20 protein-coding genes are annotated in these 21,956 nt (G+C 46.0%); 4 read left to right on the plus strand and 16 right to left on the minus strand.

Annotated elements, in window-relative coordinates:
• Nucleotides 1–30: 30 nt before the first annotated feature.
• Both E7027_06860 and E7027_06865 read right to left on the minus strand, forming a co-directional pair.
• Nucleotides 31–1,950, minus strand: coding sequence for a hypothetical protein (locus E7027_06860; protein MBE6421822.1), 1,920 nt, complete (start codon nucleotides 1,948–1,950; stop codon nucleotides 31–33).
• A gap of 498 nt (nucleotides 1,951–2,448) precedes the next feature.
• The gene (locus E7027_06865) at nucleotides 2,449–2,619 is read right to left on the minus strand and encodes a 4Fe-4S dicluster domain-containing protein (GenBank protein ID MBE6421823.1); all 171 of its coding nucleotides are present in this window, start codon (nucleotides 2,617–2,619) and stop codon (nucleotides 2,449–2,451) included.
• 152 nt (nucleotides 2,620–2,771) lie between these two features.
• On the opposite strand from E7027_06865, the gene E7027_06870 reads away from it, so the two are divergent.
• Nucleotides 2,772–4,715, plus strand: coding sequence for a ferrous iron transporter B (locus E7027_06870; GenBank protein MBE6421824.1), 1,944 nt, complete (start codon nucleotides 2,772–2,774; stop codon nucleotides 4,713–4,715).
• A 62-nt stretch (nucleotides 4,716–4,777) separates the two neighbouring features.
• On the opposite strand, the gene E7027_06875 is transcribed toward E7027_06870, so the two are convergent.
• Nucleotides 4,778–5,242 (minus strand): hypothetical protein, encoded by a 465-nt coding sequence (locus E7027_06875; GenBank protein ID MBE6421825.1) that lies wholly within the window; start codon nucleotides 5,240–5,242, stop codon nucleotides 4,778–4,780.
• 63 nt (nucleotides 5,243–5,305) lie between these two features.
• On the opposite strand from E7027_06875, the gene pepT reads away from it, so the two are divergent.
• Nucleotides 5,306–6,541, plus strand: coding sequence for a peptidase T (gene pepT, locus E7027_06880; GenBank protein ID MBE6421826.1), 1,236 nt, complete (start codon nucleotides 5,306–5,308; stop codon nucleotides 6,539–6,541).
• Between the two features lie 150 nt (nucleotides 6,542–6,691).
• Nucleotides 6,692–7,171, plus strand: coding sequence for a prepilin-type N-terminal cleavage/methylation domain-containing protein (locus tag E7027_06885; GenBank protein MBE6421827.1), 480 nt, complete (start codon nucleotides 6,692–6,694; stop codon nucleotides 7,169–7,171).
• 178 nt (nucleotides 7,172–7,349) lie between these two features.
• On the opposite strand, the gene E7027_06890 is transcribed toward E7027_06885, so the two are convergent.
• The 6 genes from E7027_06890 to E7027_06915 all read right to left on the minus strand — a co-directional run bounded on the left by E7027_06890 (nucleotide 7,350) and on the right by E7027_06915 (nucleotide 15,124).
• The gene (locus E7027_06890) at nucleotides 7,350–10,205 is read right to left on the minus strand and encodes a hypothetical protein (GenBank protein MBE6421828.1); all 2,856 of its coding nucleotides are present in this window, start codon (nucleotides 10,203–10,205) and stop codon (nucleotides 7,350–7,352) included.
• Between the two features lie 94 nt (nucleotides 10,206–10,299).
• Entirely contained in the window at nucleotides 10,300–11,862 is a 1,563-nt protein-coding gene (locus E7027_06895) for a hypothetical protein (GenBank protein ID MBE6421829.1), read from the minus strand.
• A gap of 9 nt (nucleotides 11,863–11,871) precedes the next feature.
• Nucleotides 11,872–12,441, minus strand: coding sequence for a cyclodeaminase/cyclohydrolase family protein (locus E7027_06900; protein MBE6421830.1), 570 nt, complete (start codon nucleotides 12,439–12,441; stop codon nucleotides 11,872–11,874).
• A gap of 13 nt (nucleotides 12,442–12,454) precedes the next feature.
• Nucleotides 12,455–13,306 (minus strand): HAD family hydrolase, encoded by an 852-nt coding sequence (locus E7027_06905; GenBank protein MBE6421831.1) that lies wholly within the window; start codon nucleotides 13,304–13,306, stop codon nucleotides 12,455–12,457.
• Nucleotides 13,303–14,193 (minus strand): EamA family transporter, encoded by an 891-nt coding sequence (locus E7027_06910; GenBank protein ID MBE6421832.1) that lies wholly within the window; start codon nucleotides 14,191–14,193, stop codon nucleotides 13,303–13,305. Before E7027_06910 ends, E7027_06905 begins: the two co-directional genes overlap by 4 nt.
• A 40-nt stretch (nucleotides 14,194–14,233) precedes the next feature.
• On the minus strand, nucleotides 14,234–15,124 hold the full coding sequence (locus E7027_06915; protein MBE6421833.1) for a DMT family transporter: 891 nt from the start codon (nucleotides 15,122–15,124) through the stop codon (nucleotides 14,234–14,236).
• Nucleotides 15,125–15,198: 74 nt separating this feature from the next.
• On the opposite strand from E7027_06915, the gene E7027_06920 reads away from it, so the two are divergent.
• Complete coding sequence (locus E7027_06920) at nucleotides 15,199–15,672, plus strand: prepilin-type N-terminal cleavage/methylation domain-containing protein (GenBank protein MBE6421834.1); 474 nt, start codon at nucleotides 15,199–15,201, stop codon at nucleotides 15,670–15,672.
• Between the two features lie 345 nt (nucleotides 15,673–16,017).
• Here E7027_06920 and E7027_06925 read toward each other — a convergent pair whose 3' ends face one another.
• The 7 genes from E7027_06925 to E7027_06955 all read right to left on the minus strand — a co-directional run bounded on the left by E7027_06925 (nucleotide 16,018) and on the right by E7027_06955 (nucleotide 20,577).
• Nucleotides 16,018–16,200: a hypothetical protein gene (locus E7027_06925; GenBank protein MBE6421835.1), complete on the minus strand. Its 183-nt coding sequence runs from the start codon at nucleotides 16,198–16,200 to the stop codon at nucleotides 16,018–16,020.
• A gap of 332 nt (nucleotides 16,201–16,532) precedes the next feature.
• On the minus strand, nucleotides 16,533–16,745 hold the full coding sequence (locus tag E7027_06930; GenBank protein ID MBE6421836.1) for a hypothetical protein: 213 nt from the start codon (nucleotides 16,743–16,745) through the stop codon (nucleotides 16,533–16,535).
• Between the two features lies 1 nt (nucleotide 16,746).
• Nucleotides 16,747–17,055 carry a hypothetical protein gene (locus E7027_06935; protein MBE6421837.1) on the minus strand — a complete coding sequence of 103 codons (309 nt, stop codon included), beginning with the start codon at nucleotides 17,053–17,055 and terminating at the stop codon, nucleotides 16,747–16,749.
• Between the two features lie 41 nt (nucleotides 17,056–17,096).
• Nucleotides 17,097–17,483, minus strand: coding sequence for a M15 family metallopeptidase (locus E7027_06940; protein ID MBE6421838.1), 387 nt, complete (start codon nucleotides 17,481–17,483; stop codon nucleotides 17,097–17,099).
• A 1-nt stretch (nucleotide 17,484) separates the two neighbouring features.
• Complete coding sequence (locus tag E7027_06945) at nucleotides 17,485–17,709, minus strand: hypothetical protein (protein ID MBE6421839.1); 225 nt, start codon at nucleotides 17,707–17,709, stop codon at nucleotides 17,485–17,487.
• A gap of 1 nt (nucleotide 17,710) precedes the next feature.
• A complete protein-coding gene (locus E7027_06950; GenBank protein ID MBE6421840.1) occupies nucleotides 17,711–19,390 on the minus strand; it encodes a hypothetical protein in 1,680 nt (559 codons plus the stop codon).
• Between the two features lie 2 nt (nucleotides 19,391–19,392).
• The gene (locus tag E7027_06955; protein ID MBE6421841.1) at nucleotides 19,393–20,577 is read right to left on the minus strand and encodes a hypothetical protein; all 1,185 of its coding nucleotides are present in this window, start codon (nucleotides 20,575–20,577) and stop codon (nucleotides 19,393–19,395) included.
• Nucleotides 20,578–21,956 lie beyond the last annotated feature (1,379 nt).

A 21,956-nucleotide genomic window follows, 5' to 3' on the forward strand; every position in this document is an offset into this window, starting at 1 on the left:
TTGCGAGGGGCTTTTTAGATTTAATTTTTTTTATTGAGCCAAGAGGTCTGCCATATTGATTTCTTGCGGGGCCACGGTGGCTTTTTCTACCGTTTCCTGCACTTTGGCTTTGGTGGCTGTGGCTTTTTTACGAGCCGTCGTGCGGCGTTTTTTAGCCGTTGTTTTGGCTTTATTTACTTTTTGTTTGGTTTGCACTTTGGCGGTTTCGGCCGCTTGTTTTACTTCTTCCGTTTTGGCGGATACTTCTTCGGCCAGCATGGAAGGTTCCGGTGCGGCTTTTCCCAACTTTTGCGCAACTTGGCGATCCATAGCCTCTTGCAAAGCAGCTTGTTTTTGGGCTCTGGCGGCTTCCAATTGTTGTTGCAGGCGAATCAGTTCCGGGTCGTTTTCCAAGGCGGCGGCCTGTTCTTGGAACTGGGCCTCCACTTCCGCGCGAACGGCGGCTTCGGCTGCTTCTTTTTCCGCTTTGATTTTGGCTTCTTGTTTTTCTTGCAATTCTTTTACAACGGCTTCTTGGGAGGCCAGTTGTTCTTCCAAGGCGCGAACTTCAGCCAACTTTTGCGCTTGGATTTGCATGGCTTGTTCTTCAATAGTTCCCTTTTTAGCGGCCAACACATTGGCGGTAGAAGAAGCGGGTAAAAATTCTTCCGTCAAAGAAAATACATTTTTACCGCTGCTGTTTACTTGGGTTAAGTCTGCCCCGTTTTGCACGAAAAGAAGGGCGGCGCGGTCGTTTTTGGCTTTAATAGCGGCCATAACGGGCGTGTTGCCTTCGTTGTCGGCAATGTTCAAATCGGCTTGAGCGGCTACCAATTCTTGGGCCGGGCCTAAGTCTTCGGAATAAACTGCATATGTCAATGCCGTGCGGCCTTGGTGGTCTCTTTCGTTGAGGTTAATGGTTTTTTTTTCTCTCAACAAAATTTCTACGCAGTCTTTGTGATTTTTAGAAGTCGCGCGCATCAAAGGCGTCGTGCCGTTGTTGTCGCGAGCATTGATGTTGGCTCCCAAAGAGATAAGCGTGCGTAACGCATCGGTTTTGTTATGTTCGATGGCGTAGAAAATCGGCGTGCGGCCGGCGAGATCCGGCAAGTTTACATTGGCTTTACCGATTTTTACCAAGTAGCGAATCATATCGCTGTAACCTTCGGCAGAAGCCGCGGAAAGCGCGCTAAGGCCGGTGGCCGGGTTGCGGTAGTCCACATTGGCACCGTTGGTAACCAAAAGTTTTACATTGTTAAGCAACCCTTTTTGGGCGGCATAGATAAGCGGAGTGTTGCCGGCGTTATCGGGCAAGTTGATAGATTGGTTGTTAAGTTTAATCAGGTTGCTGATAAGTTTGGGTTTATCGTAACCGATAGCGTACAAAAGGGCGGTTTTGCCCAAGTCGTCTTTCACGGTTACATCGGCACCTTTTTGAATCAAATAACCCACGGCTTCGTCTTGCCCGGCGGCAGCCCCGGCAATAAGCGGGGTAATGCCGTAACTGGACGCTTCGTTAATGGTGGCTTTGCCGTCTTCCACTAACATTTTGATAATTTCCATGTTACCTTTTTCGGCCGCAATGGTTAAAGGGGTAATACCCGCATAGTTTTTTTCGTTTACATTTACATTTGCATACATCAAAGTGCGCACGCGATCCACATCGCTGATTTTAATGGCGCGCACGAGAGAAGTATCGTACACAAATTTTTTGGTTGCCCGTTTGCGGTTTCCCAAGGTGGTACTTTCGTATTTTTTTTGTTCTGCGCCGAACAAAGTTCCGCGGTAAATATCACCGGGAATCGGTTGTGTGGCGTGCTCGGCAATAGCATCCGTAGCGGAGCGCGGGGCGCTCTCTCCGAGGACAAGTCCTTCATACCCTGTGTAGTAGTCGTCCCCCGTCTGTGCATCTTGCGCGCAGAGCGGAAGGGCGGCCAGTGCTAAAACTAAAATGACACTTAATTTTTTCATGTGTTTCCCTCCGATACTATATTATAGCAAGAGGAAAGGAATTTTTGACACAATTTTTTAAAAGTTATGTAATGTAAAAGAATTAAAGGAAAATAAACCTTTATTTTTTGAAGAAAACTTGCAATTTTTCAAATCACAATGTAAGATAAGAGTATAAAGGTATGGTTGTACCGTAAGATTTATCCCCCAGAACCTTTCGATTTACCCCCCGAACGGTTCTGAACAAAGAGCAGGGCACATCCCCCTGCTCTTTTTGTTTTATATTAGAAGGAAAAATAAAACCGCCCCTTACGAGGCGGTTAAATTATCTCGCAATTTTCTTACAGAGAAATCGCGCTTACCGGGCAGAGCAACTTGTCTTGCATTCTGCCCTAGGCGATTTTTTCCGTAAAAAACCGCCCCTTACGAGGCGGTTAAATTTTCTCGCAATTTTCTTACAGAGAAATCGCGCTTACCGGGCAGAGCAACTTGTCTTGCATTCTGCCCTAGGCAATTTCCTTACAGAGAAATCGCGCTTACCGGGCAGGTGCCGGCGCAAGCGCCGCATTCAATGCATTTGGTTTCGTCAATTTTTCTTTTGCCTTCCACTTCGCTGATGGCGGCTACGGGGCAAGCAGATTCGCAAGCACCGCAATTGATGCAAACATCCGGATTCACTTTATAAGCCATGATATCTTCTCCTATATACCTAAAATGGTACTTAAATTATACATAAATTATACAAAAAAACACTCCTTTTGCGTTTTATTCGTCGGAGAAAGGGTATTGCCTCGGCGGGAGATATTGTGGTAAAATATAAAAGTAAGGAATAACTAACTTTTATGGAAAAAGATAATTCTCGTACTCTTCAACAATTAAAATCGGGCCACACCGCCCAAATTAAAGATATTCGCACCGATGCCAAAATGGCCGAAAAATTAGCGGCTATGGGGTTGGTGCGTGGGCAGTTTATCACACGCAAAAAGGGGTCTAGCCCGGTGGTGGTAAATGTATCCGGCACCGAAGTGGCCATCGGCCGCGAAACCGCCAAAAAAATTGTGGTTACTTCCAAGAAAAACACTTTTCTTCTTGCAGGTAACCCCAATGTGGGCAAAAGCCTTATTTTCTCTCGCTTAACGGGTATTGGTATTATATCTTCCAATTTTCCCGGAACGACGGTCGGCCTAAACTACGGGCAAACTCAGTTTGACGGCGAAGCGTACGATATTATTGATATTCCCGGCCTGTACCGCTTGGAAGAAGAGTGGGTAATTGAAGGGAAAAAGCGTAACTTGTTCAAAGAGTTAGATTACGATTTTATCGTCTGTGTGGCGGACGCTTCGCACTTGGAGCGGAACCTATATTTTCTGTTGGAAATTTTACAACTTAAAAAACCTGTTATTTTGCTTTTGAATAAGTTTGACCAAGCCCAACGCAAAGGGATTCATATTGATATAAAAGCCCTTAAAAAATTGTTGGGTATTCCTGTTATTGCCACGGTGGGTACAACTGGGGAAGGGTTAAAAGAACTTGCGCACGAAGCTGCCCGTTTGGCCCAACGGCAGGAAGTTTCCACCCAGTTGGAAGTTCCCCCCACTCCCGAAGGAAAATGGAACGAAATTGGGCGTATTATCCGCAAAGTGCAGACGGTTAAGCACAAACACCCTTCTTTTTGGGAACACTTGCAAGGTTGGGCCACTACCCCCATTACGGGGCTGCCGATTGCGCTTATTGTGCTGGTTCTTTCTTTTATGATTATCCGTTGGGTGGGCGAAGGAATCATCAATTTTGTGGATCCGTTGTATGAAGCCTACTATTTCCCCTTTATGGAAAAACTGTTCGGCTCGGCGCAGGACGGATTTTTGGGGAAGTTACTGGTGGGCGACGGCGGCGAAACCTTTTTTGGGATATTAACCGACGGCTTAAAAATTGCCTTGGTAGATGTAATGGCGTATGTGCTTGCATTTTATGCGTTAATGGGTTTCTTGGGCGATTTGGGGTATCTTCCGCGCTTGGCAGTGCTGTTGGACGGCATTTTGCATAAGGTAGGTTTGCACGGGTACGGGTCTCTCCCGATCATGCTGGGCTTTGGGTGTAAAGTTCCTGCGGTAATGGGTGTGCGCGTGCTTGAAACGCGCCGCGAGAGAGTGATTGCCTTGGCCCTTATTTTGGTACTCGCGCCTTGTATTTCGCAAACAGCCATGATTATTTCTATCCTTTCCCCCTACGGCATTAAATATATGTTAATGGTGTTTGGTGCGCTTGTAGTAAACGGTATTTTGGCGGGGACGGTGTTAAACAAACTGATGAAAGGCGAAACACCCGAATTGTTTATGGAAATTCCTTCGTGGCAGGTGCCTCAATGGCGGCCGTTACTACGCAAATTGTGGTTGCGTATGAAAGAGTATCTGTGTGATGCGTTGCCGCTTATTTTAGTAGGGGTATTGTTTGTAGATTTAATGCAATTTTCCGGTTTAACCGCGTGGATAACCAAAATTTCGCGCTATCCGGTGGAAATGCTGCTGGGCCTTCCGGCGGATACTACCCCTCTTCTTATTTTGGGCTTTTTGCGTAAGGATATTTCTATTGCCTTGTTGGAACCCTTCCACTTGGCTCCCGAAATGTTGGTAGTGGCCTGTGTGTTTATGGCGATGTATTTGCCGTGTGTGGCTACCTTCTTTGTGATGTTGCGTGAAAGCGGTTGGAAAGACACCTTGCGCGTGGTCAGCCTGACGCTGGGCCTGGCCTTTTTATCCGCGTGGGTATTACGGCTGATTTTATTGTAAAACTAAAGATATAACCAAAAACCCCCGCTCGTTTGAGCGGGGGTTTTCATTTTGATTAAATTTTAGTTGTAACTGCCGACGCGGCCAATGTCCACCGGCATGGGGATTTCCACCCCCATCGGGCCTTCAAAATACATAGTGCCCGTTAAATGATAGTCCAAAGTACCGCTACCCATGCTGATAAGCCCTAACAACTTGGTGCTAAATTGGGACATGGGAACGCTGAGTTTCGCTTTAGCGTTTTTGACGGAATTGGGTTCAATGCGGATATCTTTTAAGGTTACATTGGCCATGGGGTCTTCGTTGACGGTCAAAACCCCTTCAAACCGTTTTAACGAGGCGGCATCTTGTTTATTTAAGTTTGTAATGGCGATAACTACATCAAAATCAAACGAAGTTAAATTGTAGTTCACCAGTTCCACACTTTTCAAAGCAAATTTGCAGTTAGCCAAGTTTTGGGCTTCTTTTAAGGTGGCGCAAGCCGTCAGCAAACACGCGGAAACAACACACAATAATAATTTTTTCATAAACCCTCCGAGTTAATCTCAATAAATTGTATAATAAAATAAGCGTTTTATGGAGAAAAATTTATGAACCCGTTACAACAAAAAATTTATGACCGTTTCCTTAGATATATTGCCGTAGATACCACCAGCGACCCGACCAGCAAAGCCATACCCACTAACCCCAATCAAATTACTTTTGCACATATGCTGGCCCGCGAAATGAAAACCGTTGGTTTTCAAGAAGTGGAAGTGGACGAATACGGTTTTGTAACCGGGTTACTCCCCGCCAATACGGATAAACCTGCCCCCACCATCGGCTTATTTTCGCACATGGATACCGTTTGCGATTATAACGGCAAAAATATCCGCGCCGTATTGCACCCCAACTACGACGGCGGAACCATTACCATTAACGAAGAAAAAAAGATGTTCCTCTCTCCCGAAACCGCGCCCAACTTAAAACTTTGCGTGGGTGATGATATTATTACCTCGGACGGAAACACCTTGCTCAGTGGGGACGATAAAATCGGTATCGCTATTATTATGACTTTAGCCGAATACTTAACCGAACACCCCGAAATCAAACACGGGCCGTTAAAAGCCGCGTTTACTATTGACGAAGAAACCGGCACCGGTATCGGTTATTTTGACATTGAACGTTTTAATGCAGATTTTGCCTACACCGTTGACGGGGCCGACATGGGTGAGATTGACTGCGGCAGTTTCAATGCCGATTCCGTAGATATCCGCATCACGGGCAAAGCCTGTCACCCCGGTTGCGCCAAAGGCTTTATGGCTAACCCCGTTCGCATCGCGGCGGATATTATTTCTTCCTGGCCGGAAGATAAACTGCCCGAAACCACCGAAGGAACCGAAGGGTTTATTCTTTTCAAAGACATTGAAGGCGGCTTGGAAAGTGCCCTTGTGCAAGGCATTGTGCGCGAACACGATTTGGGTAAGTTTGAACAATACAAAAAGATGCTGGAAGATTTGGTGGAAGAAAAACGCCAAAAGTATCCGGCTGCCAAAATTGAAGTAGAGTTCAAAGAACAATACCGCAATATGCTTGAGGTGCTGAAAGAACACCCGCAAGCCATGGACTTGTTGGAAGGGGCCTTAAAAGAAAATAACATTGAGTACCATTTGGCGCAAATCCGCGGCGGGACGGACGGCTCACAACTTTCCTTGCGCGGGTTGCCCACCCCCAATATTTTTGCCGGGTACGAAAACCCCCACGGCCCGTATGAGTGGGTCAGTTTGGCGTGGGCGGAAAAAACTTTCCGCGTGTTGGAAACCATCGCCAAAAATGCCGTAAAATAGTTTGGAACTTGTATTTTCTCCCCCCCTGCTCCGTTTTATCGGCGGCAGGGGTTTTTTATTTCTTGTATTTTTAGACTTATTCCATTATCATATTGATAAGGAAACAAATTCCCTTTATGCTTATACAATTTAATTATAAGGAGCCTTCTTATGAAAAAGGGTTTCACTTTAATTGAACTTTTAGTGGTTGTTTTAATTATAGGTATTTTGTCCGCGGTAGCCTTGCCCCAATATCACACGGCGGTAGATAAAGCCCGTTTTGCCAGGCTGATGCCTGTTGTAAAAGCCCTAAAACTAGCGGCGGAAACTTATTATCTTGCTAACGGAACTTATCCCACTGCTATTGATGAGTTGGATATTGCACCGCCCGCCGGTTGTACTATCCCCGCGGGAGATAATGCGATTCTTTGCGAAACGGAGTGGTACGATTTGAAAAAAGACAGCGACTTAAATGTTGCCGGTTATATTGGAAAGCGTAACACCCCTTTGGACGGAGGTTATCGGGTGTGGTTGGATCACTCCCCCTATCCCGGCAAAGAACAATGTGTGGTGGTGGCCGATACTCCCCGTCAGCACCGACTGTGTAAAACGGTGGGCATGGAAACGGTGGTATCCATCGGTTTTAAGTAATTTCTCTGTTTAAGGAAACCTTAATAAACCAATAAAAAATATCCTGCGGAAAAACCGCAGGATATTTTTATTGTTCTTGGTAATTCCTTTAGCGGGAGTAAAAGTACGAAAATTTTTTATCCATAAAAAACCCCGCAGTTTTTGCCGCGGGGTTAAATTTAGGCTGTTAGCCGTTTTTTTATTGCAAGGGGGCTTGGGTGGCAGGCACGCCTTGCGCGGCGGAATCTAACAGGTTTTTGGCATCGGAAATGGTGGGATCCAACGCTTTGGTTACCGCATTATAGTTAAAGCGGTAAGAGGTTTTGAAACTTTGCGGATTCTCCGGCGGAACTTTAACGATTACGGAGTAGTTATCCGGGTCTACTGCGGTGGAAATTTCCCACGTAATCAAGTTAACGGCAGCCGGGTGCTTGGCTTCAATAAACTCTTTTAAGGTATAGCCGTTCATCAACGGGAAGGCTTGCACTTCTTGCAAGACAACCGTAGTCGGGTCAGCCGGGGCAGCGTCCACGAGCGCGGACGGGTCTTGCTGATAGGTGTTTTCATCTACCAACATTTCGTCCATTTGGGCTTGTTGAGCCTGTTGGGCGGCGGCTTGTTTATCACCAAATACATTGATAGAGGCCGGCAACAAGTTCATAAAACCAAGCATGGCATAGATAAGCCCCAAGGCCACAACCACAACAACCCCACCCACAACGGCTTTGGTTTTGCCGCTGGCGGGTTTAATGTCCGCAGGTTTTACATCGTGTTGGGTGTTGATGTCATCGGCCAAGTCATCTAAGTGTAAGCGTTCGGATTGGGCCGGTTCCGGTACCATGGGGACGGTTTTGATGTCCAAGGTGGCACCGCGTTTGGTTTTAATGGTATTTTCCAAAATTACTTGGGAAATCGTTACACCGTCCGCCACTTCCAACTGGGTGGTTTCCACCGGTTTTTCCGTTTGTTTGGTGGAGGATACGATTTCTTGAATTTCAGTTCCCATTTCTTCTTGGGCCGGTTCGGCGGCTTTGGGATTCATCGTGGAGGTTTGCTCACCCGCTAACGCGCCTAATTCTTTCGGCAAAGCATTTCCGTCCGCTTGGGCCGGAGGTACGAAGTCGGAAATTAAATAGGTAGAACCTTCTTTGAGTTCAATTTCCGTTAAATCGTTCGGGTTGCCGACGGGGAGCGGTTGATCCGCGGTTTGTTCGTCAAAGGTAGGCAACGAGGCGGCCGGAACAGAGGTGTCAACCGATTCGTTCGGTTGAGTTTCTTGGTTTTGTTGATCCAAGCCAAAGAGTTGTTCTACGCTTTGATTTTCAGTGTCGCGTTCAGCAAACGCATCGTTCAAATCATCTTCCGTAATCAAAGAACCTTCGGGTTTTTCAGCCGGAGCATTGGGTACCAATTCTTGGAAGGTGGCATCTTTTTGTTCATCTTCTTTGATTTGTTGGGCAACGGCCGACGGATCGGATTGGTCCAAAGAAGGAAGGCTTTCAGCCGGTGCCGCAACCGGCTCTTCTACCGGCGCAGGTTCTTGTACCGGTTCGGGTTCCTGTACGGGTTCGGGTTCTTGTACCGGTTCGGGTGCCGCAACGGGTTCAAGTTCAACGGCTTGCGGTTCCGCAACGGGTTCGGCTTGCGGTTGTTCTTCTTGGGTTTCTTTCGGTTCTTCGGCAGGCAATTCCGGCACGGCAGAGGGTTCCGCTTCTACGGTTTCAGCTTCAGGAGCCGCGGGAACATCTGCGGGCATTTGGTCAGCCGGCAAAACTTCTTCCAATTTTTCCGGTTCGGCGGCATCGGGGGCAATGGAAAGCACCGGGGCTTCGGCCGCTTCTTCCAAATTAAGCGGTTGTTTTTCGGCTACAGGTTCTTCGGCCGGGGCTTCTTCCGCTTTTTCTTCTTTATCGCCCATCAAGGAGGCTATACCGGCCGCGGCGGCTACGCCGGCAGCAGCGGAAAGAGCAGCGACTTTCAGCGTATCGCCTTTCTTTTCTTCTTCTTTTTCACGGATTACCTGATCCAATACATCTTCCTTCGGGGAAGCGGTCAGTTCTGCCAGTAAAGCATCTTTCGCCGCTTCATCTGCGGAAGGCGTTTCTTCTTTAGCAGGTTCCGTTTCTTGTAAGGCTTCGTCCAAAGTTTTTTCTTCTTTGGTTTGTTTGGCATCAGCCAAGGCAGCCAATTCGGCGGCTTGTTTGGGGGTCAACAAATCTTGGAAGGTGCTTTCTTTTTCTTCTTGGGTCTGTATGGCTTGGGCACCATATAAAGAATCTAAAGCAGAACGAAGGACTTCTTCTTCCGGGGTGGAACCGAGAGATTCTTCGGCATTGGCTTCTTTGGAGGCTTCTTCCAAGGCTAAATCTCCAAGCATATCCAAAGGTTCTTCTTTATTGGCAGCGGCCACAATGTTTTCCGCTTTGGATACCAAGCTTTCGGTGTTGGTAATGGAAGCTTCTTCGTTTTCGGTTTCTTCTTCCGCTTCCGGTTCAATATCGTGGCGGGTAAGGGTGATGGTGTTGTTGCGGTCTTCCAAGTCGGAAGGCGGCATATAGGCCGGCACGTCGGAAGGGACTTGGCTCGATTGAGCAGCCGTAGCAGCTAAGCGGGCTTCGTGTGCTTCATTAACGGCCTCGTCCAACTTAGATTGCATTCCGTCCAATTTGGTTTGTAAACCGGAAATTTGGTTGGTAAGAGAATCTAATTTGGCAAGCAGTAACGCGGCTAAATCGTTATTGGCAACCGGGTTAGCGGTCGGGGCAGGTTCTTGCGCGGGGGCAGGAGTTTCCTGCGCCACAGGGGCTTGCGTAGCGGTTAGCGCCGGTTGTTGTGTCGTGGCGGTGGCAAGAGCCTCCGGCATCGGTTGATTGAGCGTTTTTTCGATTTGATCGAACTCAAAAATACTGGAAGCCTTCACCCATTCTTGGCTGCCGCCGGCTGCAACTTCTTCGGAGCAGATCAGCGTTTCCGGGGTAAAGCCTTGCAGCGTTACCAACTTATCCTCATCGTGAGGACCTTCAACTTTGTCGTTAATGTAGACCCAATATCTCATATTTTTTCACCCTTGAAAAAAATAAATACAAAACAGCACGATAAAAGGATAGCAAATTACCGCGCGATTGAACAGTATTTTTTTTCAAATCTTATTAAGATTTTGATGATACCCTTGCTTGTTTATACATATTCAGCAGGTTATCAAGTTCTTCCTGGCTGGTTTTTCTCGTCTGAATATTAGACAGCATATCCGTCATCAGTTCGAGGGAAGAGCCGTTTTCCAACATATCCAACACAAATTGGGAAATACGGCGATTGTACGTACCGTTTAGTTCCCCCACCAGCGTGTGCAGGGCAAAAACATGTTTTTCCCTGTCCGATTTCCAAAAGGTATAGGAAGAAAGTGTTTGTTCGAAGAAACGCATAATTTCGTCTGCCGGTTTGGTGCCTAAGTAGCTTTTCATCAGTTCCGGCGCAAGGCCCTGGGTAACCGTTTGGGCTTTGAGGTCGCGCAGGTATTGGGCTTGCTTGGAGGCTTCTTCTAAACTTAAGGATCCCAAGAGTACTTTGCAAGCGAGTTCCTTATTATCTTTCGGTTCGGCACAATAAGGAAGCGTATTTAATAAATCTTGCATTTCTCTTTCTAATTGAATAAAGGTTTTTTTGCCGCCAAAGCGGTCGGCCAGGTCGTATTCGTAGCCGGCATATAATTCTTTTTTGGCTAAACTGCGACGCAAAACTTCGCGGTCTCTTTTAAGGGCGGCTTGTTGCCCGGCCCGTTCGAAACTGTCGGCAGTGCCGTCTAAAAGCACACGAACGGCCAATCCCAGGTTTTCGGCGGGGCTGGCCACATGGGGCAGTTTTTTTAGTACCGCTTCAAAAGTGGTGGCAATGTCTTGCGGAGTTTTGGCTTTTAAGTAGCGGCAGGCGATAATCATTAAATCTTCTTCTAACAAACGACCTTCCAATAATTTGGAAAGGGTGGCGGTATCCTCGGCATCTTTAGGAGTGATTTGGCACAACATTACCCGTGCGGCCAAAGAAGCACAGAGGTGTTCGTCGTCATTATGTTTTTTGAGTTCTTCCACCAAATGTTTGATTTCTTGCTTGAAAGAAATGCTGGCTGGTTGGGTGTATAAAAGTTCCAATTCTGCCGTGGTTTTAACGGAAAGATGGTACTTATCGGCCCATTTGAAAATATCTTTTTTATTTTGTTTGGCTGTTTTGGCGGAGGAAAGGAGCACTTCTTCCGCATTTTTCAAGAGGATATTAACGGCAAAAAGGGCTTTGTCGGCATCGGGCATTTCGCCGTCTTCCTGCACATCTTTAAGAGCATTGGCAAATTCTTCGTCAAAGAACTTTCTGGAAGAAAAAGAAGCATATACTTCCAGGAGTTTCCCCGTATCCGCGGACGGAATTTCCAACGCGGCACAGAGTTCGGCAATGGAGGTGGCATTGTTGTAAATGCGCAGTTGGCGCAGGGCGGCCGGCACGGTAATTTCGTCCATTAAAATGCGGGCGACAATGGTGTCGGTCATCGGGGAGTCGGAACTGAGTTGGGCGGCAATATCGGCAATGTTTTGCTGTAGTTGTTGAACTGTTTTTTTATTTTCCAATGTATAAACCAGTTTGGCGGCGTAGTCGTCGTCAATACCGGGTAACATACTGTAAATGGTGCCCAACATTCCGCTGCGTTTGGTGGCTTTCTCGTTCATATTTTTCCCCTAGCAAGATTTCAAAAATACGGTAACTGCTTTTTCCAACTCGGCGATGCGATCCGGGTGGGTGATATAAGGCAAATTGGCGCGAATACTTTCCACCGCGCAGCGCACACACGCTTGTAATAAGTGGCGCGCGCAAAAAACATCCGACAAAATTACTTCCGCAATATCGTCTTTAATGGTGTCGGTTTCTTTCAAGGCTCTTACGGCCGTGGTGGCGGCATCCGACGGGACACGCGCCGCAAACAACAAGGCATTTTGGATAGCCTCTTCGCGGGAAGGGTTTTCCTTGGGAAGTTTGCGTGCCGTTAAATAACTGGCATAGGCTTCTCCGTCTTTTTGTACATAAGATTTAAGTTCGTTTTTAAGGGCACCCAATCGTTTCAAACTTTGTTCCAAACGGTTTTTTACATCGGGAGAAATGGTTTTGCGCTTTAGCGTGGTACCAATAGCCATCATCGCAAGCGCGCACCCCATGGCCCCTGCCTGAGCGGCAGCGGCCCCCCCGCCCGGGGTCGGGTCGGAAGAGGCAAGAGCTTCGGTAAAGCGTTCAGCGGCGGTGTACCATTCCATTTTGTTTTCCCTCTTACATAATCGTGCCGGATTCTAAATCTTCGTATTTTTTGATGCGGAGCATTTTTAAGCGGTCTTCATCAATGCCGGTGCGGCTGAAAAAAACGTGTTCGATGGCACTGGCAGGCATGATGTAACTTCCGCGTTTTACTCCTTTCGGGTCGGTTTTTACTCCCAACCATACGCAGAACATCGAGATGTCCTTGAAGTCAGGCATTTCCAATTCGGCGGCGGCGCGTTGCAGGCGTTGCGCATCACCGAAACCGCTGGTGATAGCGGCATTGTGGAAACCGCAATTTTTAGCGGCTACAATATCGCGGTGGGTGTCACCGATAACAAATACATGATCGGGCGCAAAAGTGGTTTTGAATTTCTTTTCGGCGCGTTTAACGGCGGCTTGCAACATTTCTTCGCGGGTATGGCCGTCTTCCCCGTAACCGCCTACTGTAAAGTAAGCACCGAGTTTGCTGGGTTCCAATTTCATCTTGGCCCCTTCTTCCAGGTTACCGGTTCCTAAACCCAAAATGATGTCTTTTTCTTTGGAAAGAAGTTTCAAAAATTTTTCCACTCCGGGCATTAAATCATATTTTTTGCAACGGACGGACGCGTTTACTTCCACCGGCAACAGTTCCAAGTATTTGGCTTTTAATTTTTTCAGTTCAGCGGCGGTAGGTTTTTTGCCTTTTTTGATAAGACCGTACACCAAGGATAGATTGTCGATATCGGTACGACCGGCAATGAGGGCAGTGTCAAATTCGGGAGTTACACCGTAAAGTTCTTCAAAAGCCTTAATAAGGGCACGCCGTCCGCAACCGCCCGCATTTACTAAGGTTCCGTCCAAATCAAATAACACCAATTTTTTCATTTCTTATCTCCTTGTTTGACAATGCCGGTTACAATATATGCACCGCCGATGGCGAGAACCATACCCAGCACTTTGTATAAAGTGATTTTATCTTGTCCCATCAGTACCGAGAGCAGAAATGTCATCACCGGGTAAGAAAGAATAATTGCGGTGGCTTTGCTCAAATCCATATTACGGATTGCTTGGTACCAATAAGTATTTCCTAAAAAATAGTTGGCGACTGCACTAAAAATAAGTGCCGTCCATAAAGCCGGGTGGCTGTCCAATTGAAGCGGGCCCTGAAAGTACATAATCCCGACAACTAATACCAAAAGCGCCGGAATTGCAAAAATGGCTCTCGCCCCTGCAATTAACTGCGGCGGAATATCGGCCGGGAGTTTTTTGGCAAAAATATGGCTGACTTGGAACATCCACAAACAGCCGATAATCATGAGATCTCCTTTTAGTTGCAGCGAAGTGCCGGCCTGCCACAAAAGCATACCTACACCCAATAAAATAAGTAGAGACCCTCCGATTTGCCGTCCCGACGGGCGTTCCTTCAAAATAATATAGGATAAAATCAATGAATAAATAATTTCAAATTGATTTAAGATGGCTCCGTTTACGGGCGTGGTATAGTTAAGGGCAATCATAAAAATCGTCATCGGCAAAGCCGTGCCGAAAGTGCCGATAGCCAAACAGCGGGGCCAAATTTTTTTATCAAGCAAAATTTTCCACCCGTTCGTACGGTGGATATAAGGCAGAAACAGCACCGCCGCCAGCGTGCAGGTAAGCAACATAAACAAAGCGGAGGTAATATAGGGTACGGCAAATTTACTGGCCACTAAGTTGGCCGCCGTGATAAACCAAGCAATCCAAATGGCGTAAACGGGTGCAATATTAAACATATACTTTATTGTACTAATTCTAAGGCGGGAGGGAAAGGTTTTATCCCCTATTTTTAATATGGCGGCTAATCAAGTATCCCCCGTACAGGGAAAGCAGGAGACCCCCCACTTGTGCCGGGGAAGGTTTTTCAAGGCCTAAAAGAGCGGAAAGAAGAAGGGTCATAGCCGGGTAAGATAAATAAATGGCTGTTACTTTGCTTAAATCTAATGCGCGTATCGCCCGATACCACACCCACATGGCAAGCCCGTATTTTAGCACTCCCGTATATCCTATGACGGCAAAAAGTTGAAAGGAGGGCTGAAAAACTGCTTTATTCCCTCCTGCATAAGTGCAAATAAGCAGAATCCCAAGAGCAGGCAGTGCATACAAGTTCCGCGCAAGCCCGATAGCAGCCGGAGAGATTCCTTGCGGCAGTTTTTTAGCCACAGTGGACGCGGCTTGCAACATCCAGGTGCTGCCTAAAATCATCAAGTCCCCTTTCCACTGGGCCGTATAAGGGGCTTTCAACAAAATAAGCACCGACCCTAACATGACCAATAAGCTGCCGATAAGTTGTTTGCGGGAAGGACTCTCTTTCAAAAAAAGCATGGCAAAGCAAAGAGAGTAGATGAGTTCCGATTGTTGCAAAATGGCGGCATTTCCGGGAGTGGTGTAATGGAGCGCGGAAAGGAGAATCGTAAACGGTAAAGCCGTGCCGAAGGTACCGATAAATAAAAATTTCCAACGGTTTGAAGCGGAAAGAATATTCCCCCACTCCTGTTGTTTAAGAACGGCAGGAAGCAAAATAAAAGAACCGATAAGGGAACCTAAAAATACAAGAAGGGGCGGGTTGATGACCCCGATGGCATATTTGCCGACGATAGGAGAGAGCCCCACAATCGCCCAACAAATCCATGCCGCCCCCAACGGAGAAAGGAAGGATATTCTCATAAAATTATTTTAGCATTTTGGAAAATAATAAAATTGTGTTAAAACAATAAATAACTTAAAAAATATTTTGATTTATGCGAAACGGATTTACATTAGTGGAATTGTTGGTAGTGGTACTTATCATAGGTATTTTGGCGGGAGCCACTTTACCTCAATACGAACGTGCCGTGGAACAATCTCGCTTTACAAAATATATGATTTGGGTAAGACAGATTCACGAAGCCCAAAAGATGAATTATACTACCAAAGGCAATTATAGTTATAATTTCGCCGCCATGAGGGTAGGTTTCCCCAGAGGAACCAAATTTCAAACCAGCGGAAAATTTACCAACGCTACTTTGCCGGACGGAACCAAGTTTTCCATAAACCCGAACAATAACAGTCTGCAATTTACTTATAAAGATGTTTTGTTTAATATGCCTCTTTCGTCGGGCGAGGTTTCCTGTTATCACTACGGAGACCCGGTAAAAAAGAAATTTTGCGAACATTTCACCCCGGAAGAAGGCGTTTGTAAACCCAACGCTTGTCCTATCGTAACCTTCATCTAAGTTTTTTCTGGAATACAGATATAAAATAAAAACTGCCAAACTTACTGAACTTGGCAGTAAATTTGGCAGTACTCAGACGATAAAACAATGCGCAGAGAGCGGCAAGACTTCTTATTTTTATTTTACGAGGACAGAAACAAAATTTTGTGTGTTTGTCGTCGTATTTTGCCCCACTTTTAGCCCCTTTATGTACTACCAAAAGTAGTAAAAAAAGAAATAATTTTACTACAATTTTTACTACAGTGCCGATTATTAAAAAGAGAGGTTATTTTATCCGGTTTGGTCATGCTTCAAAATCTTCTACAAATATTGTCCAAGCCAAAGAACATGCTTGCCACTCCTTTTCTAACACTCTGCAACCATTTTCTTTCTAAGCGCAAATTCTTCCTGTTTACCTTTATTATATCCTTGAACAGGGCGCAAATACCCACAAACGCGGCTATATACTTCGCAAGGTGTTCCTTTCACTTCGGCTAGTTCCTGTTTAGCCGCGGCCAACTGTTTTTCTAAATTTTCTTTACTTTCCATAATTCCCCCTTTTTTTCATTAAAGCATTTTTCAAAAATCTTTACACCGTTGACAAACCAACCGGCACGGTAGGCCGTCAGAATCACAGCACATTTCCCCGTAATACTCATCAAAATAACAAAAATCACATGGGTTGGCCCCGGATTTGTTGTGAATCCTTTTTCGTTTTTTTGGAGCAGCAAGCCCCGTTACGGCTCTTGCCGGAGCAACAACCTTATCATTTTCCCCCATCACACACCTCTTTGAAGGCCACCAAAGCACGCAGATTTTGCAAATTTAACCCTTCCACCCCTTTATCCGTATAGTCGAAACGGATTTTGCAAACAGCCGCATTACTTGTCTTTACTGTTGCGCAACCGCTTGAGGCACTCATCACGGCCAAGGCCGCCAGTATCGGCCAGTATCTCATCAACCTTTTCACTTTCCCGCTCCTTTTGTTGTTTCTGTTTTAGTTGTTCGTCCTTCCGGGCCGAACGGGCCGCAAGGGCGGCAATTGTCCACACCGCCCCTACAGCCAAGGCTACTTGCCAGATTGTTTGCCACATACTATTCATTTTTTACTTCTTCCGGTTCTACCGGAGCGCTCGTTTCTTCTTCAATACCGACTTTCTTTTTGAATACGGCCGCAACGGGTGCGAAACAAGGCCCCCAATCGGTCAAAAAGTCGTACATTTTGGCGAGAAAAGCATCGTCTTTCTCGGTTTTGGTAAGTTTAGCGGCGGCCACTACCGGCACTTGCAATAATAGAAGGGCCACATAAATACCTCCTACAATAGCCAGTGCGGTATCCAACCATGGGAATTTATCCGCCAAGGTAACCACAAAGGTTACGATAGTTACAATTACTTCTTCCATTTATATACTCCTCCTTTTTAATTCCGTCGAAATCGACGGGGTTACAATTTCACTTCAATATGCGGGAAATCTTTTAAGGTTTTCCAAAAAGCCCCATACACAAAGCGGCTTTTTATTTCCCCCCGATCTCGTAGCATACATGCCACAGCATCAAAGCGGTAAATCATTTCCCTAAAACGCCCCAAATCCAGCCAATCTATAGGATAGGGAGCAATATCCACAGCCAAAGCGGGGGTTTTATTATGCGCACTGTTTGGGTAGCGCACGCAGGAAGTTCCTTTGTCAAACGCTTTATTCTGTTCTTTTTCTCCGCGGTATCCTTCCAAGACGGAGAAGTCATACTGTTTGATAAGTTCCTCACACACCCGGACGATATCCGGGTGGCAAGAATTTAGCCGTTGTCGGCTTACTTTAGAGAATTTAGGCATACTAATCCCTCCCGTGTCGGTTTAGGATAAAACTTTCTATCCGCACCACCGTATCCAAAATCATGCTTTGTTTGACCTCGGTGGTTACCAGTTTCTTTTCCAAGTATTCCATGCGGCTTTCCAATTTGCTAACTCGTGGCGGCAAGCCATACATGGTAACACACCACACCGCCAGCGCACCGATAGCCGAAAGGATAATCAACCACGATTGTGCTTTGTTGATCATCTTACCCCTCCGCTTCCGACAGGTTTAAGTATTCCACGCTATCCTTTTCCGCGTACGCTCCCGCTTCGTACAATTCAGGTTCAAAGAAGGAAGTCCGCACAATTTCATTTCCGTTTCTTTTGTACAGTTCGCCCCATACTACTTGCGGATAGATAACGGCACGATAGTAGGAACCTGACAACATAAAAGAATTGGAATCGGTCAAAGCTGTCGTATGAGCATACAAGCAAGTCGCATCAAATGACATGATTGGGATTTGATGGTATTGGAAGATTCCAATTGCTGTTGCGCTTACTTGTCCAAGAAAATCACCTTCCAACAATTCTTCGTCTGTTCCAAAACGATATATCGTATTGGTTTCCGCATCGTACTCAACAACACCCCTTCTAGCGGCCCCAAAAAGATATCTTCCGTTGTCTAGTTTCGCACAAAAATAAACATCTGCAGATTTTGGAAATACTGAATTATCTTCGTCCGATTTCATACAAGTTTTAAGCACTATTTGAGATAGCACTTCGCCGTTTTTGGCATTCATCACAATAAATTCAACAGGGGATTGGAAGTATCTTTTTTGTACGGACACATTGGAATTTTCGACAAAATCCCCCATCAAAACAATGATTAGATTTTTGTCTGCAATGTAGTAAGGGCAGTACCAATAGTTATGGTTTCTGTCGGAAATTTTTGCAGAGGGCAAATAAATTGCACCCAAATAAGTTACCGCGTTATTTACAAAATCAAACTGCATTTTGTACGCGGCTTTTGTGCCGTTAGAGCCAAATACGGCAACCCCAAATCCGTTCTCGTCCACTTTGTACGCTAGCACCTTTTGAGAATACCCATAAGCGTAGTTATCATCACAAGAGAAAGAAATTTCTGTGCTTGTGCCCGAAATAAAATCTACCGCTTGAGCGCGTTGATAGCTATTTTGGAAAGAAAAGAATTTTTCCCCGTTAGGGCTAACTGCTCCGTTGCCCGCCATTTGGTTTGAATATGTCGTAAAACCGACTGCCTGTCCGATTTGCTCTAAAGTCACATCTTCGCCATAAGTCACATTAAAACTATAACACCTAAAGGAATAAGACCCCTCCGTGCTTTGTGTACGCAACACGATTTTAGTTTCATCTGTATTGGAAAAGATGTCAATGTAATTGTAGTACGCATCGGTGTTTATAAAACTATCGGTTAGAGTTACACTTGCCAAGGTTTCATAAGTAAAATCGTTACCAAATTTCAAAATGCTAAAAGTTTTGGTTTTTACATTGAAATACGCATACAAACGGTGCAAGGCAAGTGGCAAAATTTTGGAGTAATTCGCATCACTAAACATACTGCCGCTATCGCTACTGCCATATATCACCGTACCTTTTAAGTTCGTTTTTTCACCCAAAACTTCAAGGTTTTTAACCGCACCGGACATTTCGTCCAATGTGCTTTTTTCTGAAATGCCTTCCACGCCTTTGTCGGTTAATGCTTTAGCAAGAATTTGTTTCTGTTTGGACAAACCTGCCAAATGCTCAATCAATGCCCCGTCAGAAATCTGCGTTGCCACTTTATCTACCAACGCACCCACTGGGGCGGAAGTCGCTTCCTTTTCCCCGCTTTGTGCCAATACCATTAAGTCGTTTATGCCAATCTTACTGGCTTCATTTAAGTCTGTAATTTTTTTAGTAGTAGCCATGTTTATTCTCCTAGAGTAATTGCTTTGAAGTTTGTAAGTTTTTCCCAATCCTGCTTGACCGTTAGCGCACCTACCGTAAAAGGAGGATACGAAACGGGATACACCTCTTCCATTTCTAACTGCCGTATAGAATTCCCATCGTTAACCGTCACGCGAAGTTCGGATAAGTCGATGCTTCCCATGGAGTAGCGCGTTCCGTCCGAAATACGGGAGTTCAGAAGGTTTAACATCAAGTTAGTTCCGCTTGTAGCGTTGTACAGTTTGACGGCCCCTTCGTACAAGATATGTTCGCGCCAAGTAAGTTTGTCCTCGCTCACCCGTAGCAAGTATTTTGTGCCGGTAAATTCCAACACAAAGTAGTAAGTCTTACCGTCAACAAGGTATTCTTCCACATAACTCCCGCCGTTTAGAGGGCTTGTGCTAGATGCGCAAAGGTTTGCGTATAATTGATTCCCTTTTGCCGTATCAATTTCTAGTTCCGGGCAATTTCGCAAACTTCCGGAATACGGGCCAAAAATACTTGGATACCCGCCACCGCCGTCCTTGTGAGTGTATTTAACCTCAATCTTCCATGAATCCAAAGCACCCCAATATACGATTTCTTTTAGCATCGCCACATGAGTATTTGTTCCGGTACCGCTGATAATGTTTCCGGTGCGCTTAAGGCCGTTGTTCACAATCGGCATCACTTCCTGTTTGACCGTACTGTCAAGCAGTACCCAAGAGTAACCGTTTACCTTCAAGCGAATAATACCGCCTTCCGAAACAAGTTCTACTTTGTTCCAACCGTCCACAATTGCTTCTTTCTGCACGAATTGCCAATCCGGTTTTTCCTGCCAATTGAATCGGAAAGCCAATGTTCCGTAGTGAGATTTACAGTCCAAAAGGCCGCCGAAGTCAAACAGATAGCAGAGTCCTTCCCCGATTAAGTCGCTATGCACTTCAAAAGAAACTTTGAAAGGAAGTGCACCCAAATCGGTAGGTAGTTTATGTACGACCTGCGGCACGATGTCATAAGCAAGCAAATCGGCATTGTTCACGCGCAAGTGTACCGTATCGGCCGCCATCAGGTAAGCGTTATTGTCAGGAGTGACTAAAACGAGTTTCCCGTTAAAGTACCCCTTATCGTATCGCTTACCGTTTAGCCACGCGGCCACATATCGTTTACCGTTGATGATTACGCTCATACAATGGTTTCCTCAATCAAAGAAAGTTCGTTTTGCGGCTTTTCTTCCATGGCGTTCCATTGGGCTTCCGTGTAGCCTTTCACGCGGATTACACCACCGTTGTATTCCAAGAGACCTTCCAATTTTGTTTGGCACACAATCCACGGATATTCACGCGCATGGGCAGGAGCAGTTTCCTTTCCGGAAAAGTTAGCACCGAGCAAAGACATATCCATTTTTACGATTGTGCCCCACTCGTCACCATGCCCGCTTTTCACATGAGAACTCCACCGAGATTCCACCTTGAATGGCGGCTCATATTTAGACTTGTCGCTTTGTCTGTCAAAACTTGTAAACAACCCTTCAAAAGCGCGTACTTTGTCGGTTTCCGCACCAATCTTACCATCGGCATCTACGCCCGAAATAAAGCGCGTGTACATCGGCAAGCGCAAGGTTTGGTTTGCATTATCCACAACATAGTAAGGAACCGTCTTTTTCTCGGCAAGCATGCTTTCGTATTCTTGCGCGGAGATTTGGCGTTCCGGATGTTTCTGCACAAATTCCCATAAACCGGGTACTTCGGCTTTTGTTCTTGTTTCGCCCGTCCAACCGGGAACCGCGCCCAAGTTGTATTCGTCTTTATTTGATTGGGAATAGTAGATTTGGCCGATTTGGCGCGGGATAAAGGTATTGGCGTGAGATTCGGCCCGGTCGGCTTCTTCTTTTGCACGCGTGGCTTCTTTTTGTGCATTTTCAGCGGCTAAAGCGGCGGCTTGCGCCACTTCTCCCCCCGGCATTGTTAAAGTGTCAGAGAACATAAACACCACTTTATCTCCCACATTAAGCGGAGAGTTAAATACCACCGTGTTGCCATATTCGGTACCTCCCAATTCCAAATCGGGGTTTACGATTTCCACATAATCTTCCGTTGTACCACGGCGTTTCAAAAGCCCGTTTACAAAAACTTTAAGAGTCATGCCGTCTGCTTTGTAACTTTCCATTACGCGGAAGGTTTGCAAGTCGCCGGTATAGTTCAAAGCGGGAGTTCCGGCATCGTAGTATTCAACGGAAGCGTAAAGTTTTTCGGCTTGTTCGTATGCGCTAACGGCCGCGTCAATGGCTTTTTGCGCTTCTTCGCCGCAGGCATCTGTCCAAGATTTAATATCGTTGTAAAGATTACGGATTTGGCTCATCATTTCCGTGGCAGTTAGCCCTTCCGTAGCATTAACCCCCGTAATAACCGCGCGGGAAAGTTTTTCCGCCATTTCCTGCAAAGCCATGGCAAATTTATCCAAATGGGCTTCCAACACGGGCCCTTTCACTTCACGGCCGTCAAGTAAATTTAATTCCTGTGTAAGCGGTACATCACGCAAAACCACAAGCATTAAATTTACTTGACG

This window comes from Elusimicrobium sp., assembly GCA_015062115.1.
Classification (GTDB): Bacteria; Elusimicrobiota; Elusimicrobia; order Elusimicrobiales; family Elusimicrobiaceae; genus Avelusimicrobium.

Coding starts and splice junctions, on each gene's coding strand:
- E7027_06945 (MBE6421839.1), bottom strand. CDS start 17,709: ATGATCAACAAAGCACAATCGTGGTTGATTATCCTTTCGGCTATCGGT.
- E7027_06860 (MBE6421822.1), bottom strand. CDS start 1,950: ATGAAAAAATTAAGTGTCATTTTAGTTTTAGCACTGGCCGCCCTTCCG.
- E7027_06875 (MBE6421825.1), bottom strand. CDS start 5,242: ATGAAAAAATTATTATTGTGTGTTGTTTCCGCGTGTTTGCTGACGGCT.
- E7027_06915 (MBE6421833.1), bottom strand. CDS start 15,124: ATGAGAATATCCTTCCTTTCTCCGTTGGGGGCGGCATGGATTTGTTGG.
- E7027_06905 (MBE6421831.1), bottom strand. CDS start 13,306: ATGAAAAAATTGGTGTTATTTGATTTGGACGGAACCTTAGTAAATGCG.
- E7027_06955 (MBE6421841.1), bottom strand. CDS start 20,577: ATGAGCGTAATCATCAACGGTAAACGATATGTGGCCGCGTGGCTAAAC.
- E7027_06925 (MBE6421835.1), bottom strand. CDS start 16,200: ATGGAAAGTAAAGAAAATTTAGAAAAACAGTTGGCCGCGGCTAAACAG.
- E7027_06940 (MBE6421838.1), bottom strand. CDS start 17,483: ATGCCTAAATTCTCTAAAGTAAGCCGACAACGGCTAAATTCTTGCCAC.
- E7027_06870 (MBE6421824.1), top strand. CDS start 2,772: ATGGAAAAAGATAATTCTCGTACTCTTCAACAATTAAAATCGGGCCAC.
- E7027_06865 (MBE6421823.1), bottom strand. CDS start 2,619: ATGGCTTATAAAGTGAATCCGGATGTTTGCATCAATTGCGGTGCTTGC.
- E7027_06950 (MBE6421840.1), bottom strand. CDS start 19,390: ATGGCTACTACTAAAAAAATTACAGACTTAAATGAAGCCAGTAAGATT.
- E7027_06920 (MBE6421834.1), top strand. CDS start 15,199: ATGCGAAACGGATTTACATTAGTGGAATTGTTGGTAGTGGTACTTATC.
- E7027_06930 (MBE6421836.1), bottom strand. CDS start 16,745: ATGTGGCAAACAATCTGGCAAGTAGCCTTGGCTGTAGGGGCGGTGTGG.
- E7027_06935 (MBE6421837.1), bottom strand. CDS start 17,055: ATGGAAGAAGTAATTGTAACTATCGTAACCTTTGTGGTTACCTTGGCG.
- E7027_06895 (MBE6421829.1), bottom strand. CDS start 11,862: ATGAACGAGAAAGCCACCAAACGCAGCGGAATGTTGGGCACCATTTAC.
- E7027_06900 (MBE6421830.1), bottom strand. CDS start 12,441: ATGGAATGGTACACCGCCGCTGAACGCTTTACCGAAGCTCTTGCCTCT.
- pepT (MBE6421826.1), top strand. CDS start 5,306: ATGAACCCGTTACAACAAAAAATTTATGACCGTTTCCTTAGATATATT.
- E7027_06885 (MBE6421827.1), top strand. CDS start 6,692: ATGAAAAAGGGTTTCACTTTAATTGAACTTTTAGTGGTTGTTTTAATT.
- E7027_06890 (MBE6421828.1), bottom strand. CDS start 10,205: ATGAGATATTGGGTCTACATTAACGACAAAGTTGAAGGTCCTCACGAT.
- E7027_06910 (MBE6421832.1), bottom strand. CDS start 14,193: ATGTTTAATATTGCACCCGTTTACGCCATTTGGATTGCTTGGTTTATC.